The organism is Pseudomonas sp. SWRI81, assembly GCF_014268545.1.
GTDB lineage: Bacteria > Pseudomonadota > Gammaproteobacteria > Pseudomonadales > Pseudomonadaceae > Aquipseudomonas > Aquipseudomonas hamedanensis.
The window spans coordinates 22,361-36,165 of record NZ_JABWQS010000011.1 but is presented as its reverse complement, the minus strand read 5'-3'; the positions used below and the strand labels follow the sequence as shown (position 1 = coordinate 36,165).

11 protein-coding genes are annotated in these 13,805 nt (G+C 57.9%); 10 read left to right on the top strand and 1 reads right to left on the bottom strand.

All coding sequences use genetic code 11. From position 1 onward, the window contains the following. Positions 1 to 62: 62 nt before the first annotated feature. Positions 63 to 1,022: a LysR family transcriptional regulator gene (locus HU765_RS09685; RefSeq protein ID WP_186551363.1), complete on the bottom strand. Its 960-nt coding sequence runs from the start codon at positions 1,020 to 1,022 to the stop codon at positions 63 to 65. Between the two features lie 367 nt (positions 1,023 to 1,389). Between HU765_RS09685 and HU765_RS09680 the strand changes: the two genes are divergently transcribed. The 10 genes from HU765_RS09680 (at position 1,390) to HU765_RS09635 (ending at position 13,752) form a co-directional block, all read left to right on the top strand. Further along, positions 1,390 to 2,424, top strand: a complete 1,035-nt coding sequence (locus tag HU765_RS09680; protein ID WP_186620181.1) for a glycine betaine/L-proline ABC transporter ATP-binding protein — start codon at positions 1,390 to 1,392, stop codon at positions 2,422 to 2,424. Between the two features lie 52 nt (positions 2,425 to 2,476). Further along, complete coding sequence (proW, locus tag HU765_RS09675; RefSeq protein WP_186619917.1) at positions 2,477 to 3,430, top strand: glycine betaine/L-proline ABC transporter permease ProW; 954 nt, start codon at positions 2,477 to 2,479, stop codon at positions 3,428 to 3,430. A gap of 42 nt (positions 3,431 to 3,472) precedes the next feature. After that, positions 3,473 to 4,495 carry a glycine betaine/L-proline ABC transporter substrate-binding protein ProX gene (gene proX, locus HU765_RS09670; RefSeq protein ID WP_186619916.1) on the top strand — a complete coding sequence of 341 codons (1,023 nt, stop codon included), beginning with the start codon at positions 3,473 to 3,475 and terminating at the stop codon, positions 4,493 to 4,495. A gap of 85 nt (positions 4,496 to 4,580) precedes the next feature. Further along, entirely contained in the window at positions 4,581 to 5,639 is a 1,059-nt protein-coding gene (locus HU765_RS09665) for a helix-turn-helix domain-containing protein (RefSeq protein ID WP_186619915.1), read from the top strand. 122 nt (positions 5,640 to 5,761) lie between these two features. Further along, positions 5,762 to 7,081 (top strand): FAD-dependent oxidoreductase, encoded by a 1,320-nt coding sequence (locus HU765_RS09660; RefSeq protein ID WP_186620179.1) that lies wholly within the window; start codon positions 5,762 to 5,764, stop codon positions 7,079 to 7,081. Positions 7,082 to 7,131: 50 nt separating this feature from the next. Further along, positions 7,132 to 8,034: a dihydrodipicolinate synthase family protein gene (locus HU765_RS09655; protein WP_186619914.1), complete on the top strand. Its 903-nt coding sequence runs from the start codon at positions 7,132 to 7,134 to the stop codon at positions 8,032 to 8,034. A gap of 1 nt (position 8,035) precedes the next feature. Then, positions 8,036 to 9,526, top strand: coding sequence for an aldehyde dehydrogenase (locus tag HU765_RS09650; protein ID WP_186619912.1), 1,491 nt, complete (start codon positions 8,036 to 8,038; stop codon positions 9,524 to 9,526). Between the two features lie 236 nt (positions 9,527 to 9,762). Further along, entirely contained in the window at positions 9,763 to 10,278 is a 516-nt protein-coding gene (locus tag HU765_RS09645) for a sigma-70 family RNA polymerase sigma factor (protein ID WP_186551390.1), read from the top strand. Beyond that, entirely contained in the window at positions 10,265 to 11,245 is a 981-nt protein-coding gene (locus tag HU765_RS09640) for a FecR domain-containing protein (RefSeq protein ID WP_186620177.1), read from the top strand. Before HU765_RS09645 ends, HU765_RS09640 begins: the two co-directional genes overlap by 14 nt. Before the next feature lie 116 nt (positions 11,246 to 11,361). Then, positions 11,362 to 13,752 (top strand): TonB-dependent siderophore receptor, encoded by a 2,391-nt coding sequence (locus HU765_RS09635; protein ID WP_186619911.1) that lies wholly within the window; start codon positions 11,362 to 11,364, stop codon positions 13,750 to 13,752. The last annotated feature ends 53 nt before the right edge of the window (positions 13,753 to 13,805 follow it).

Below are 13,805 nucleotides of genomic sequence, written 5' to 3'. Positions count from 1 at the left end.
CTCCAGCGACATTTTCGTCGGGCAATTGATAACCAAAACGCCCGAACGAGTGGCGGGTTGAGTCAACGGCGGGGAAACTTCGTCAGGATCCATTCACGAAAGCGTCGCAATTCATCTTCATTGTCCGAGTTTTCTCGACAGCTGAGGTAATGCCAGCTGTTGCGCAACTGCACCTGTTGCTCGATCGGTCGCACCAGCAGGCCTTGCTGCACCAGCGAGGTGACGAGGTGATTCCAGCCCAGGGCGATGCCCTGATGGGTGAGCACCATGCTGATCAGCAGGTTGTAATCGTTGGCATTGAAAATCTGTGGGCTGTTCGTCGGCCGGTCGTCGATATCGATGGCCTGAAACGCCAGCCACACCCCCCAGTCGACGTGTTCGGCGACTTGCGAGCGGCCGTACGGGCTGAGGTTGAGCAGCGCCGAATCGCGTACACCTTCAATGGTCGAAATTTCCGGGTGCTTCTCCAGGTACTGCGGCGTGCACACTGGATAAATCACATCGTGGCACAGCGGATAGCTTCTATAACCTTCGCGGATGCGTGAAATCTTGGTGATGAAAATGTCCGGCTGCACGCCCGGTTCCATGGTCAGAAAATTCTGCGTGGTGATCAGGTTCAGTTCGATGTCCGGGCACTGGGCGAAGAATTCCTGCAGGTGGTTCGACAGCCACAGTGCGGAAAAGGCCGGTGAGCAGCAGACGGTCAGCACTTTTTTGCTCGATTGGCTGCTGCGGATGCGTTCGGCGGCCTGGGCAATGTTAACAAACGAGAGCTGCGCGGCATCAAAGAACACCGCGCCGGCGGCGGTCAATTCAACTGCACGGCCCACGCGGGTAAACAGTTGCGCGCCCAAATAGCTTTCCAGCTCGCGAATCTGTCGGCTGATCGCAGCTTGAGAAACGCATAAAGCCTCGGCGGCACGGGTGAAGCTTTCGTATTTGGCAGCGGCGACAAATGCCTTTACAGCCCTCAAGGAAGGCATTTTCAGCAAGATAGTGTCAGGGTCGACATGCTTGGTCATTCGTACACTCTCCTAACGATACAGCTCCCCAACGAAGCGCGAGGAGGGTAACGGAACCGACCGCGGACGGCCACGCCAGCGTCGTTTTGGGAATAGACCCGGTCGCTGAGGATGCGAGGCAGCCGATCCTTCATGGCCGCTTCGCAAACCGATAACCCGACGTTATCAAATTGTCCCTGTAAATGTAGTTGGATTAAGCGGGGCGATGCTAATAGATTTGCAACATCCCTTTTTCCTGGGTCCCCAAAAATAATAAAAGGAAGCCCGTCGTGAAAACATTTATTCATTACCGCTGCCGTTCAAAAACAGTTTCGCTGATTTGCTTGTCGTGCAAAGCAAAAGAGGCGCGACGCGAAGGAGGCAAGGTATGACAAGTTCCGACGAGATCATCTGCGTAAAGAATGTTTTCAAAGTCTTTGGTACGCAGCCGGCCATGGCGATGAAAATGATAGAAGAGGGCGCCTCGAAAGCCGAAGTATTCAAAAAGACCGGTCAGGCAATTGGTGTTTTCGATGCCAACTTCTCCGTTCGCCGAGGTGAAATCTTTGTGATCATGGGATTGTCCGGCTCCGGCAAATCGACCATGGTCCGATTGTTCAACCGGCTGATCGAACCGACCTGCGGCCACATCTTCCTCAACGGCAAGGAGATCACCGGTCTAGCCGACAAGGACTTGCTGCAGGTCCGGCGCAAGGACATGGGCATGGTCTTCCAGTCGTTCGCGCTGATGCCGCACATGAGCGTCATCGATAATGTCAGTTTCGGCCTGGAAATCAGCGGCGTCAGCGAGAAAGAGCGCTACTGCCGCGCGATGGGCGCGCTCGAGCAGGTCGGGCTGTCAGGCCAGGAGTTCAGCTTCCCGCATCAACTCTCCGGCGGTATGCAGCAACGCGTCGGTCTGGCCCGCGCCCTGGCCAACGACCCTGCCATTCTGCTGATGGATGAAGCGTTCTCGGCACTCGATCCGATGATTCGCAGCGAGATGCAGGGCGAGCTGATCAAGCTTCAGGCCGAGCAGGATCGCACCATCATTTTCATCTCCCACGACATTGAAGAGGCGGTTCGCATCGGTCATCGCATCGCGATCATGGAAGGCGGACGCGTGGTGCAGATCGGCACGCCGCGTGAATTGCTGTGCAGTCCGGCGAATAAATATGTGCGCGACTTCTTTAATGGCTTCGACACCAGTCGAATATTGAAAGCCGGCGATATAGCACAGCAGGACTCCAATGTTGTTTATCTGCCAGGCAATCAAGTAACTATCAGGGCCGAAGCTTCATTGCGCGACATCTTTCATATTGTCGCTGCCTCGGCAACACCGATGCCGGTGGTCGACGAAGTTGGCCTTTATAAAGGTTCGATTTCGCAGGGCCATTTGCTGAGTTGCCTAAGTAACAGCTGAACGCCGAAGAGTCAGGATTGATAAAAGCAGTTTTTGCGGGCGAGGTAGCACCATGTCAGATTTCAATATTCTGGATCCATTCCAGAGCATCAATATTCCCTTGGGCTCGTGGGTCGAAACCGCACTCAAATATCTGGTCAGTCACTTTCGCGAAGTCTTCCGCTCGATTCGCTGGCCGGTCGACCAGGTTCTGGATGGCGTGCAGTGGGGACTGCTTTCGGTGCCTCCCACGGTCTTTATCATCATTGCCGGACTGATCAGTTGGCAGATCGGCGGCAAGCGTATCGCCATCTTCAGCATCGCGACGCTCACCGGCCTTGGCCTGATCGGGGTATGGAACGATGCCATGGTCACGCTGGCCCTGGTGCTGACATCGCTATTGTTTTGCGCAGTCATCGGCATCCCGCTGGGCATCCTCTGTGCCCGCAGTGATCGCACCGAAATGATCATCCGTCCGGTGCTCGACGCCATGCAGACGCTGCCGGCGTTCGTTTATCTGGTGCCGGTGGTCATGCTCTTTGGCATCGGTAACGTGCCCGGAGTGATCGTCACCATCATCTTCTCTGTTGCGCCGTTGGTGCGGCTGACCAACCTCGGCATCCGCCAAGTGCCTGCCGACAAGGTCGAGGCTGCACGAGCGTTCGGCTGCACGGCCACGCAAATGTTGCTGAAAGTGCAGTTGCCGCTGGCGGCGCCGACGATGATGGCCGGACTCAACCAGACGTTGATGTTGTCGCTGTCGATGGTGGTGGTCGCCTCGATGATCTCGGTCGGTGGTTTGGGCCTGATGGTGTTGAGCGGCATCGGTCGTCTCGACATGGGCCTGGCCAGTGTTGGCGGCGCCGGGCTGGTGCTGCTGGCGGTATTCCTCGACCGGCTGACCCAGGCCATGGGCGAACGCAGCAGCGATCTGACCACCGGTCAGCGCTGGTATGAAACCGGCCCGCTGGGGCTGGTGATGAAACTCAGGAAAAAGAAAACCGTTGCACGTCCGGTGACGAATTAAGTTGGCCTGCTCACCCCTCAAACATTCCAAGCGTGGTGAAAAATGAAACTGACAAATCTGAAGAAAAGCCTGATTGCGAGCCTGGTGGCTACGGTGTTCGGCACGGTGTTGGGCTCGGCGGTTTACGCAGCAGACGCCAACAAACCGGGTGCCGGTGTGTCGATTACGCCGATCTTCCCGAGCATCGCCGAAGAGCGCTTCCGGGGTGAGGTCGTGCTCGCCGGTCTCAAGGAACTGGGCTATGACGTCAAGCCGCCGAAAGAGGTCGACTATCCGGCGATGTTCCTCGCGCTCTCTTACGGCGATGCGGATTTCACCGTGCATGAATGGGAGCACCTGCACCAGGCGTTTTACGAGAAGGCCGGCGGCGATGACGTAATGGTCAAGGTCGGGCAGATCATGAAAGGCGTGCTGCAGGGCTACATGATCGACAAAAAAACCGCCGAGGCCTACCAGATCAAGGATCTGTCTGACCTGAAGAAACCTGAAATCGCCAAATTGTTCGACAGCAACGGCGATGGCAAAGCCGACCTGACCGGCTGCAACCCGGGCTGGGGCTGCGAGATCATGATCGAGCACCACATGAAAGCCTACGGCCTGGGGCCGACCGTGGTCGATAACCGCGGCTCCTACTTCGCGCTGATGGCCGACACCATTGCGCGTTATCAGCAGGGCAAGCCGGTGCTGTTTTTCACTTGGGTGCCGCAGTGGATTGCCGGCGTGCTGGTGGAAGGGCGGGACGTGGTGTGGCTGCCGGTACCGTTCACTGCGCTGCCCGATGGCAAGGACAGCAAAGAGACTTTCCATGACGGTAAAAATCTCGGATTCCCGGTGGACACCATCAATGCCGTGATGAACAAGGAGTTCGCCGAGAAGAATCCGGTAGCACGTAAGTTTCTCTCCGAAGTCAGCATTCCCACCAGCGCTGAGAGTGCGCAAAACCTGCGCATGCAAAACGGTGAAAAATCGCTCGCCGACATCAAGCGTCACGCGGCCGAATGGATCAAGGCCAACCAGCAGGCCTACGACGGCTGGTTGAGCGATGCACGTGCGGCGGCAAAGTAATCGGTTCGACTGCACGTGGCGGCGGGTCAGCCGGTCGCCACTGTTCGCGCCGCGGGTAAGCGTTCAGGCGAGTGAGTAACGAAAGATGGAAACCTTTCAGAGTCCGTTGAAGCAACAGAACATCCGGTTTCGACAATCCACGTCGGTCCCGGGACGTGAACGCGTCGTTCGGGTGGCCTTTGTTCTGCTCGACCATTTTTCGTTGACAACCCTTTCCACGGCGATGGATGCGCTGGTCACGGGTAACCTGATCAATGGCGAGACGCTTTACCAAGTGGCGACCTGTTCGCTCAAGGGTGGGCTGGTCGAAAGCGATATCGGCGTGCCGGTGTCTTCGCAGAGACTGGTCGCGGAAGGCTTCACTCATGATGCGGTGATAGTGGTCGGCGGTCAGCGTGTCAGGCTTGCGTCTCAACCGCTGCTGCGCCGAGTGCTGAAAAAAGCTGCCAGCAAAGGCATCGTCGCCGGATGCTGGAACGCCGCGTTCTATCTGGCCGATGCCGGCTTGCTGGACACTCATGAGTTTGCCTGTCACAGCGACAGTCGCGCTTTGATCAGCGAATATTTCCCGCAGTTGAAGGCGTCCGGTCTCGACTTCATCTGCGCTCAGCGCCGAGCCACTTGTGCCAGTGCTCATGCAGCGCTGGGTATGACCCTGGCGATCATGCAGGAACTGGGCTCGCGGAGCGATGCTGCCCTGGTCGATGAAATCAAACGGCTTCACCAGCCTGGACAGGGCGAGCCTGCGATAACTGCCGAGAGTGTTCGTCCGGCAGCGATTCCAAAGCCGCTGAACATCGCCCTCGACCTGATGGAAAACAACATTGAGGAGCCGATGGAAATCGATGAAATCGCCAGTCAGACCGGCGTGTCCCGCCGGCAGCTGGAAAGACGGTTTTCCCGCTACCTCAACGCAGCACCGAATCGGTACTACCTGGAGCTGCGGCTGACTCGGGCTCGACAACTTATTGTGCAAAGTGACCGGTCGCTAACAGATGTAGCGCTGGCCACCGGATTCATCAGTTATCCGCACTTCTATAAGCGTTTCAAGGATCTGTTCGGTTTATCGCCCATGACCTTCAGGGATTATTACTACGCCAGCGACTGTGCCAGCCGCGGACACGCCCTGGCTGCCAGTTCCTGAGTCGAACGGTTAACCCTGACGATAGGGAAAAAGCCGGTTTTGCAAGTTTTCCAAACAACGCCACTGCGTGCGTTTGCTGTGTGCCGCGTGCGTTTTGCAACTTCAACGAATAACGGTTGAACATTATGAAAGTCAGTTCATTGCCTGCCGATGATGATAGTTGTGGCTGGTTTCATCTGAGCAAGCCGCGCAGTCCCCAGCCCGCGCACCGCGGCCACCGTTCGGCGCGCTGGGTGATTATCGGTGCCGGTTTCACCGGACTGGCCTGCGCGCGGCAACTGGCGTTGAATTTCCCCGGCGACGAAGTGGTACTTGTAGAAGCTCAGGAAGTAGGGCTGGGGCCTTCAGGTCGCAACGCCGGTTTTGCGATTGATCTTCCCCATGATATTGGTGCGGATGATTACATCGGCGACATCGCACTTGCCAGGACCAGTCTGAAACTCAATCTGGCCGGACAATCGATACTTCGCGGGCTGGTCGATCAATTCAATATCGACTGTCAGATGAAAGCGTGCGGTAAGTATCAGGCGGCGGTGGAAGATCGCGGTGTTGCGGTACTTGATGCCTATCGACGCGGCCTGGAAAAACTCGATCAGCCATTTCAAATGATCGATGCCGAGGAATTGCCCGAACATCTGGGCACGCGGTTTTACCGCCAGGCATTGTTCACTCCGGGTGCCGTATTGCTGCAGCCGTCCGGCCTGGTGAAAGGTTTGGCCGATCATTTACCGTCGAACGTCACGCTGTATGAACGTACGCCGATTCTCGAAGTGGAATATGGCGCCAAGACCCTTCTTAAACACGCCCACGGCAGCATCACCACCGACAAACTGATTCTGGCGAATAACTCGTTCGGCATGCGCTTCGGTTTTCTGCAGGGGCGCATGTTGCCGATCTACACCTACGCGAGCATCACTCGACCGCTGGCGGATGAAGAACAGGCGCGCCTGGGCGGCAAACCTTTCTGGGGCGCGATCCCGGCAGATCCGTTCGGCACTACCGTGCGCCGCACGCCGGATAACCGCTTGCTCATTCGCAACAGTTTCACCTTCAACCCCGATGGCCGTAGCAACCGCAAATACAACGAGCGTTTCGTTCGTCGGCACAAGGCCTCTTTTGATCAGCGCTTTCCGATGTTGCCGAACGTGACCTTCGACTACACCTGGGGTGGCGCGCTGGCCATGTCGCGCAATCACAACGGTTTCTTCGGTGAACTGGCGCCGAATGTCTATGGCGCGCTGGGCTGCAACGGGCTCGGGGTGACGCGCGGAACTGTCACCGGCAAGTTGCTGGCCGACTGGCTGGGAGGGCAGCGTGACGAACTGATCAATTTTCTGCTGCAAACCCCGGGGCCCAACAGCAACCCGCCAGAACCGTTCCTTTCGCTTGGGGTGAACATGAACCTCAAGTGGGGGCAGTACCGCGCCGGGAGAGAGAGCTGAACCTCCTGTTGCCCGAGTATTTTTTACATTGAACCCCTGGAGAAAACGCGATGAACTTTGATGGAATTTTTACCCCGGCCATTACCCCGTTATCCGCCGATGGCCAGCTCGACTATTCGGCCTTCTCCGACGTGATCGAGTACCTGATCGAGTCCAGGGTTCACGGCATCGTGATTGGCGGTTCGACCGGCGAGTACTATGCGCATACCGCTGAGGAGCGCGTGGCAGTGGCCAAGCGGGCAAAAGAGGTGATTGGCGGGCGCTTGCCACTGGTGGTCGGCACTGGCGGCATCCGCACTGAAGACTCGGTGTACTTCGCCGAGAAGGCAAAGACACTGAAAGCGGACGCGATTCTGGTCGGCTCGCCGCCCTATGCCTTGCCAACTCAGAAGGAGATCGCCGCCCACGTGCTCGCTGTCGACAAGGCCGCCGGGCTGCCGATCATGCTGTACAACTATCCGTCGCGCATGGGCGTTGCGATGGGCGATGAGTTTTTCCAGGCCATTGCCGGTTGCAAGAACATCGCTGCCATCAAGGAAAGCTCCGGCGAAATGAGCCGTCTGCATCGACTGGCTCACGCACATCCGCAGATCCAGATCTCCTGCGGCTGGGATGATCAGGCGCTGGAGTTTTTTGCCTGGGGAGCGCGCAGTTGGGTGTGCGCCGGTTCGAACTTCATCCCCCGTGAGCACATTGCGCTTTACGAAGCCTGCGTGATCGAGAAGAACTTCGATAAGGGCCGTCGGATCATGTCGGCGATGTTGCCGCTGATGGATGTCCTTGAAAGTGGCAAGTTTGTCCAATCGATCAAACATGGCAGCGAACTCAGCGGTCTGCGTGCCGGTGGCGTTCGTGCGCCCCTGCAGCCGCTGGAACCTTGCGAAAAGGACGAACTGCAGAGCGTGATCAAAACCCTGCAGTCGAACGTCGCGCGCATCATCGAGGAAGCTTGAAATGGCAGACTTGCTGAGTAAAGAGCAATACCGTGAGCTGGCGGCGACGCTTGAGTTTCGCCATCAAGCGTTTATCAATGGCAGGTTTAGCGCCGCAAAGTCGGGCCAGACCTTTACCACAACCAACCCCGCCACTGGACAGGTCCTGACCGAGATTGCCGCGTGCAATGCCGATGATGTCGATGAGGCCGTCGCGGCGGCTAAAGAGTCGTTCGAAGACGGCCGCTGGCACTCATTGGCGCCGTCAGCCCGTAAATCGGTACTGCTGCGTTTTGCCCGGTTGCTGGAGGACAACGCCCATGAACTGGCGGTGCTCGAAAGCCTGGACAGCGGCAAACCCATTCGCGAATGCCAGAACATCGACGTGCCGGAGACCATCCACACATTGCGGTGGCACGCCGAGCTGATCGACAAGATTTACGACGCGACGGCGCCCGTCGGATCCGGGGCCGTCACCATGGTTGTGCGCGAGCCGATTGGCGTCGTCGGGCTGGTGTTGCCATGGAACTTCCCGCTGCTGATGCTCGCCTGGAAAATCGGCCCTTCGCTGGCCGCAGGCTGTTCGATTGTGGTCAAACCGGCCAAGGAAACCACGCTGAGCACCTTGCGCGTGGCCGAACTGGCGCATCAGGCAGGTATTCCCGCCGGTGTCTTCAACGTCGTGCCTGGCGGCGGCAAAGAGGCGGGCGAACCGCTGGGGCGCCACCCCGACGTGGCGATGGTCAGCTTCACCGGTTCGACCGACACCGGGCGGCTGTTCCTCAAATATTCCAGCGAATCCAACCTCAAGCGCATCGTGCTCGAATGTGGCGGCAAGAACCCCGCCGTCGTGATGAATGATGTCGAAGATATCGACCTGGTCGCCCAGCACGTGGTCAACGGTGCGTTCTGGAATATGGGCGAAAACTGCTCGGCCTCGTCCCGCTTGCTCGTTCATACCGACATCAAGGACGAGCTGTTACAGCGTGTGCAGGTGCATCTTGGCGACTGGAAAATGGGCGACCCACTGGACCCTGAAAACCGCTTGGGTTCGATGATCAGCAAAGCGCACTTCGACAAGGTACGGTCTTATCTTGACGTGGCCAGGGACGAAAACCTCAGCGTACTGGCGGGCGGCAATACGACTAACGATATTTTCGTCGAGCCCACCATCATCGATGGCGTGAGCCGCGACAGTCGCCTGTTCCAGGAAGAAATCTTCGGCCCGGTCTTGAGCGTCACCACTTTCCGGACGGTAGACGAAGCCATCGCTCTGGCCAATGACACTGCCTATGGTCTGGCGGCCTCTGCGTACACCGGCAACCTGCGCCATGCACTGAAACTCTCGCGTGGCATCCGCGCCGGGATTGTCACGGTTAATTGCTTCGGCGAGGGTGACGCTTCGACGCCGTTCGGCGGCTATAAAGAATCGGGATTTGGCGGCCGCGACAAATCGATCTGGGCGCACGACCAGTACACTGAAATAAAGACGATATGGATTGATGCATCCTGAGGCCAGAGCGTCGGGGAAGCTAAACCGCAACAAACGACAAAGCCCTGATAATCAGGGCTTTGTCGTACATAAGACGCTCAAATCTTCCAAGCGCAGGATTACATTCTTTCGCTCGCAGCCTCTGCTGAACGATAGCGTTCGGCCAAAAGCGGACACTGAGCGCCGCGTATTTACCTGAGACCCGTCGCGCGAGTAGAATGCGAGTAATTATCAGTTATGTACTTTCCGAGATTCCGATGCGCAGCGATGAAACACTAGGTACTGCAGATCTAGGGCTGCTCTATCGCACCCATCACTCGTGGTTACACGGCTGGCTAGTCCGACGCATCGGCTGTCGCGATAACGCAGCTGATTTGGCGCAGGACACCTTCGTGCGTCTGCTCAAATCCCGCCAGTCCAGCCCCTTGCGCGAACCACGCGCCTATTTGAGCAGTATCGCCCGCGGACTGATGATCGATCAGTATCGTCGTCGCGAACTCGAACGTGCCTACCTGGAAAGCATCACGTTGCTGCCTCAACACGAGGTTCCCTCGGAAGAGAGCCGGCTGATGATTCTTGATGCGCTCGAGCGCATAGACCGCATGCTCGGTTCGCTTAAACCGAGAGTTCGCCAGGCGTTTTTATTGGCCCGACTCGACGGCCTGACGTGCGCGCAAATAGCCGAAAAGCTGGGTGTTTCCCGCGCGACGGTGGAGCGCGACCTGGCGACGGCTCTGCAACACTGCTATCGCGTGCGTTATGTCGAGTCGTGAGCCGCAGGCGCCGGATCCGGCGATTGTCGAGCAGGCGATCCAATGGCTGGTGCGCCTTCGCTTCAATCAAGCCGATGAACAGACACAGCGCACTTTTGAGCACTGGCTCCAGCAGCACCCGGAGCATGGGTTGGCGTGGCAGCGTGTGGAAACGCTTGGCGATGAACTCGCAGGCGTGCCAGCTCAACTGGCCCGACAAACCCTTAACGGCACCCGGCAAGGAATGCGTCGGCGAGAAAGCCTGAAGCTACTGGGCCTATTGGCGACTGTTGGTACGGCAGCCTGGCTCGGCCGGGACTACACACCCGTACCCACCATGTTCGCGCAGCAGCGCAGTAGCACCGGCGAGCAACGACGCTTCCAGCTCGATGATGGCAGCCTTGTCCAGCTCAATAGCGATAGCGCCGTCGACAGCGATTTCGACGCCCAGCGACGCCTGATCATTCTGCGACGTGGTGAAATCATCGTGAATGTCGGTCCGGATCAACACTCGCCTCAAGCGCGACCGTTCTGGGTGCAATCACGTGACGGGATCATGCGTGCTCAGAGTTCCCGCTTTCTGGTATGCGAGCGTGACGATGGCACTCTGGTCGCGGCTCAGCAAGGATCGGTCACGGTTTTCCCCGGCTCCAGCCAAACGGCTGCGAGTCCCAGCGTCCAGGCGGGAAATCAGCTGCTGTTCACATCAAGTGGTGCCCGAATGCTCGGAGACAACGGCCTTGATTTGTGGAGTTGGGGGGACGGAGTAATCAGTGCGCGCAATATGCGCCTCAGTGATTTCATCGCGGAGTTGTCGCGTTATCGTCCCGGGATACTGCGCTGCGCCGACGAAGTCGCTGATCGTCGCGTTTCCGGCACCTTCCAGCTCGCCGACAATGATCAGGTCCTGGCATTGATCGCGCAGTCACTGCGCTTGCACATTGATTACCGGACCCGTTACTGGGTGACCCTGACCGCTGCCACCTGAATCCATCAGAACGTGTGCACCCTGAAAAATAATGAGGTGGTTTCTCATTCTCGTTCGACCTCTAAGGAAGGCCGGAATACAGGCCAGTTGCCGATGTCCTTTCTTGGAGCGAGAAAATGAGTTCGTCCCCTGTTTCACAGCGCCATCCATTAAATCGTGCCTTGCACGGCGCGATTCTAGGTTTGATCGTGAGCAGCTACGCATTGCCATCGCTGGCGCAAACCTCAGGCGCTGACCACAGCAATCAAGTCAAGCAGTGGAACATCGCAGCCGGCCCACTGGCGCCGGCGCTTGACCGCTTTGCGCGCGAGGCGGGCATCAGTCTTTCCTTCGACGCATCGAGTGTAATGAACCGCACCACGGCCGGCGTGAATGGCACGCTCGATACGTCGGCAGCGCTGTCATCGTTGCTACAGGGAAGCGAACTGCAGGTCGAACAGCAAGGCCCGAATGCTTACCTGCTGGTCCCTCAAGCAAAGTCCGCCGGCCCGCTGGAGCTCGACGCAACGGCCGTCGAGGACTATCGCCTTGCTCCCCTCATCATCAATGCCAAGGTCAGGGTCAGCGCCGACGACGACGCCAACTCGGTGGTCGCCAAGGAGCTTTGGGTTGGCGGCAAAGTGGCAACCAGCATTCTCAATACACCGGCATCGGTATCAGTCGTTACCAACAAGGAAATGCAACAGCGCAGCGTCAGCACCACGGAAGAGGCGCTGCAATACACGCCGGGCGTGGTCAGTGACTTCTATGGCACGGATGACCGCAACGACTATTTCCAGATCCGCGGCTTCCAGGCCACCACCTACCGTGACGGCTTGACCCTGAGTTCGATGCGCGGCGTACGCGAAGATCCATTCGCTTATGAGCGCATCGAGATTCTGCGTGGCGCCAACTCCACACTGTTTGGCCCCGCGGACCCCGGCGGTTCGGTGAATTTCGTGACCAAACAGCCGCGCTTCGAGCAGTTTGGCCAAGGCTATGTGACCTACGGTTCGTTTGACCATGTCGAGACAGGCATCGATGTGGGGGATGCACTGAACGACGAGAAAACCCTGGCAGGCCGCTTCACTGCCAAAGGTCAAAACAGCGACCGCGAGTACGATCACTCACAGGACGACAACCAGTTGTTTATGGGTGGCCTGACCTGGGCACCGACGGATTACACGTCCGCCACCGTGATTCTGGACTATCTGAAAACTGAAAGTTCGCCCAACAGCGGCGGTTATCCGCTGGATAAAGAGTACGACCGCAGCAAGTTTTATGGCGAGCCCAGCTACAACTTCCACGATGTCGAGCGCACCAGCCTCAGCGGTAACGTCACCCATGATTTCGACAACGGCTTCGTACTGCGCAGCAATCTGCGTTACAGCAAGTTGACCGATGATTTTGGCTACGTTTATATCAGCGACAGCGCCGCACGTGTCGGTACTAGCGTTGACCGGTACCTGTTTGGAACAGACACTGAAGCCGACCAGTTCAACGGCAATCTGATGCTGCAATACGATGCCCGTTTCGAGAACATCGACAGCAGCAGCCTGGTGGGCGTGGAGTACCTCGATTCGACCACCAGGGAAAGCTCGGTCTACGCCCTGACGGCCCCGATCGACATTGCAAATCCCGTGTTTACGGGCGTTTCACGCTCAATCACGCCGTATGCGGTCAACAAGCGAGACGCGACCACCAAGGCCGTATTCCTTCAGCAGAACCTGTCGTTCTACGAGCGCTTCATCGTCACCGGGGGTGTGCGCAACGACTCGATGGACCTGACCAGCAAAGGTTTGCAGTCCACGGAGAAAGACACCTTCTCCGAAACCTCCTACCGAGGTGCGTTGACCTATATCGTCAACGATGAGGTGTCCACCTATGTGAGCATGGTCGAATCCGTATCGCCGCCGCAGGTTGGCGTAACACCGCAGACGGGCAGGCAGTACGAAGTGGGCGTGAAGTATGCGCCGATGGGGATGGACGCCCTGTTTTCCGCCGCCGTTTACGACCTGACTCAGGAAAACGTTACCATCGCCGTGGTTCTGCCGAGCGGCATCATTGAGCAACAGACAGTGGGCGAGTCGCGGGCGCGTGGCCTCGACCTGGAGGCCAAGGCGCAGGTGACGCAGAACCTCAGCCTGATCGGTGGCTATTCCTATATGGAGTCCGAGGTACTGCGCGGTTCGTTGTACGACGGCAGCTCCCTGAAGGGTAATGAGTTCTCCACGGCACCCAAGCATTCCGCTTCGCTCTGGAGTTATTACGACGTGCCCGGCACTGACGTCAGCGTTGGCCTGGGTGCGCGCTACGTCGGCTCTTATTACTTCGATGCGGCCAACTCCGGCAAAAGCGATGGCACCACGCTGTTCGACGCCGCCTTCAACTACAAGATCGCCAAGGGCACCGACCTTGCGGTGAACGTCAGCAACCTGCTGGATGAGCAACACGTGGTCGGTTCCGGCACCGCAAACTTCTACAACCCGGGCCGCGAGATTACCGCCAAAGTGAGTTACAACTGGTAAGCAGGCGTCGAGGACTTTTTCCCATACAGGAAGCGGTGCCCGCTTTAGGGCGG

What these genes read in the sequence shown, in the direction of transcription:
- HU765_RS09685 (WP_186551363.1), bottom strand. Translation starts at nt 1,022, where the DNA reads ATGACCAAGCATGTCGACCCTGACACTATCTTGCTGAAAATGCCTTCC.
- HU765_RS09680 (WP_186620181.1), top strand. Translation starts at nt 1,390, where the DNA reads ATGACAAGTTCCGACGAGATCATCTGCGTAAAGAATGTTTTCAAAGTC.
- proW (WP_186619917.1), top strand. Translation starts at nt 2,477, where the DNA reads ATGTCAGATTTCAATATTCTGGATCCATTCCAGAGCATCAATATTCCC.
- proX (WP_186619916.1), top strand. Translation starts at nt 3,473, where the DNA reads ATGAAACTGACAAATCTGAAGAAAAGCCTGATTGCGAGCCTGGTGGCT.
- HU765_RS09665 (WP_186619915.1), top strand. Translation starts at nt 4,581, where the DNA reads ATGGAAACCTTTCAGAGTCCGTTGAAGCAACAGAACATCCGGTTTCGA.
- HU765_RS09655 (WP_186619914.1), top strand. Translation starts at nt 7,132, where the DNA reads ATGAACTTTGATGGAATTTTTACCCCGGCCATTACCCCGTTATCCGCC.
- HU765_RS09650 (WP_186619912.1), top strand. Translation starts at nt 8,036, where the DNA reads ATGGCAGACTTGCTGAGTAAAGAGCAATACCGTGAGCTGGCGGCGACG.
- HU765_RS09645 (WP_186551390.1), top strand. Translation starts at nt 9,763, where the DNA reads ATGCGCAGCGATGAAACACTAGGTACTGCAGATCTAGGGCTGCTCTAT.
- HU765_RS09640 (WP_186620177.1), top strand. Translation starts at nt 10,265, where the DNA reads ATGTCGAGTCGTGAGCCGCAGGCGCCGGATCCGGCGATTGTCGAGCAG.
- HU765_RS09635 (WP_186619911.1), top strand. Translation starts at nt 11,362, where the DNA reads ATGAGTTCGTCCCCTGTTTCACAGCGCCATCCATTAAATCGTGCCTTG.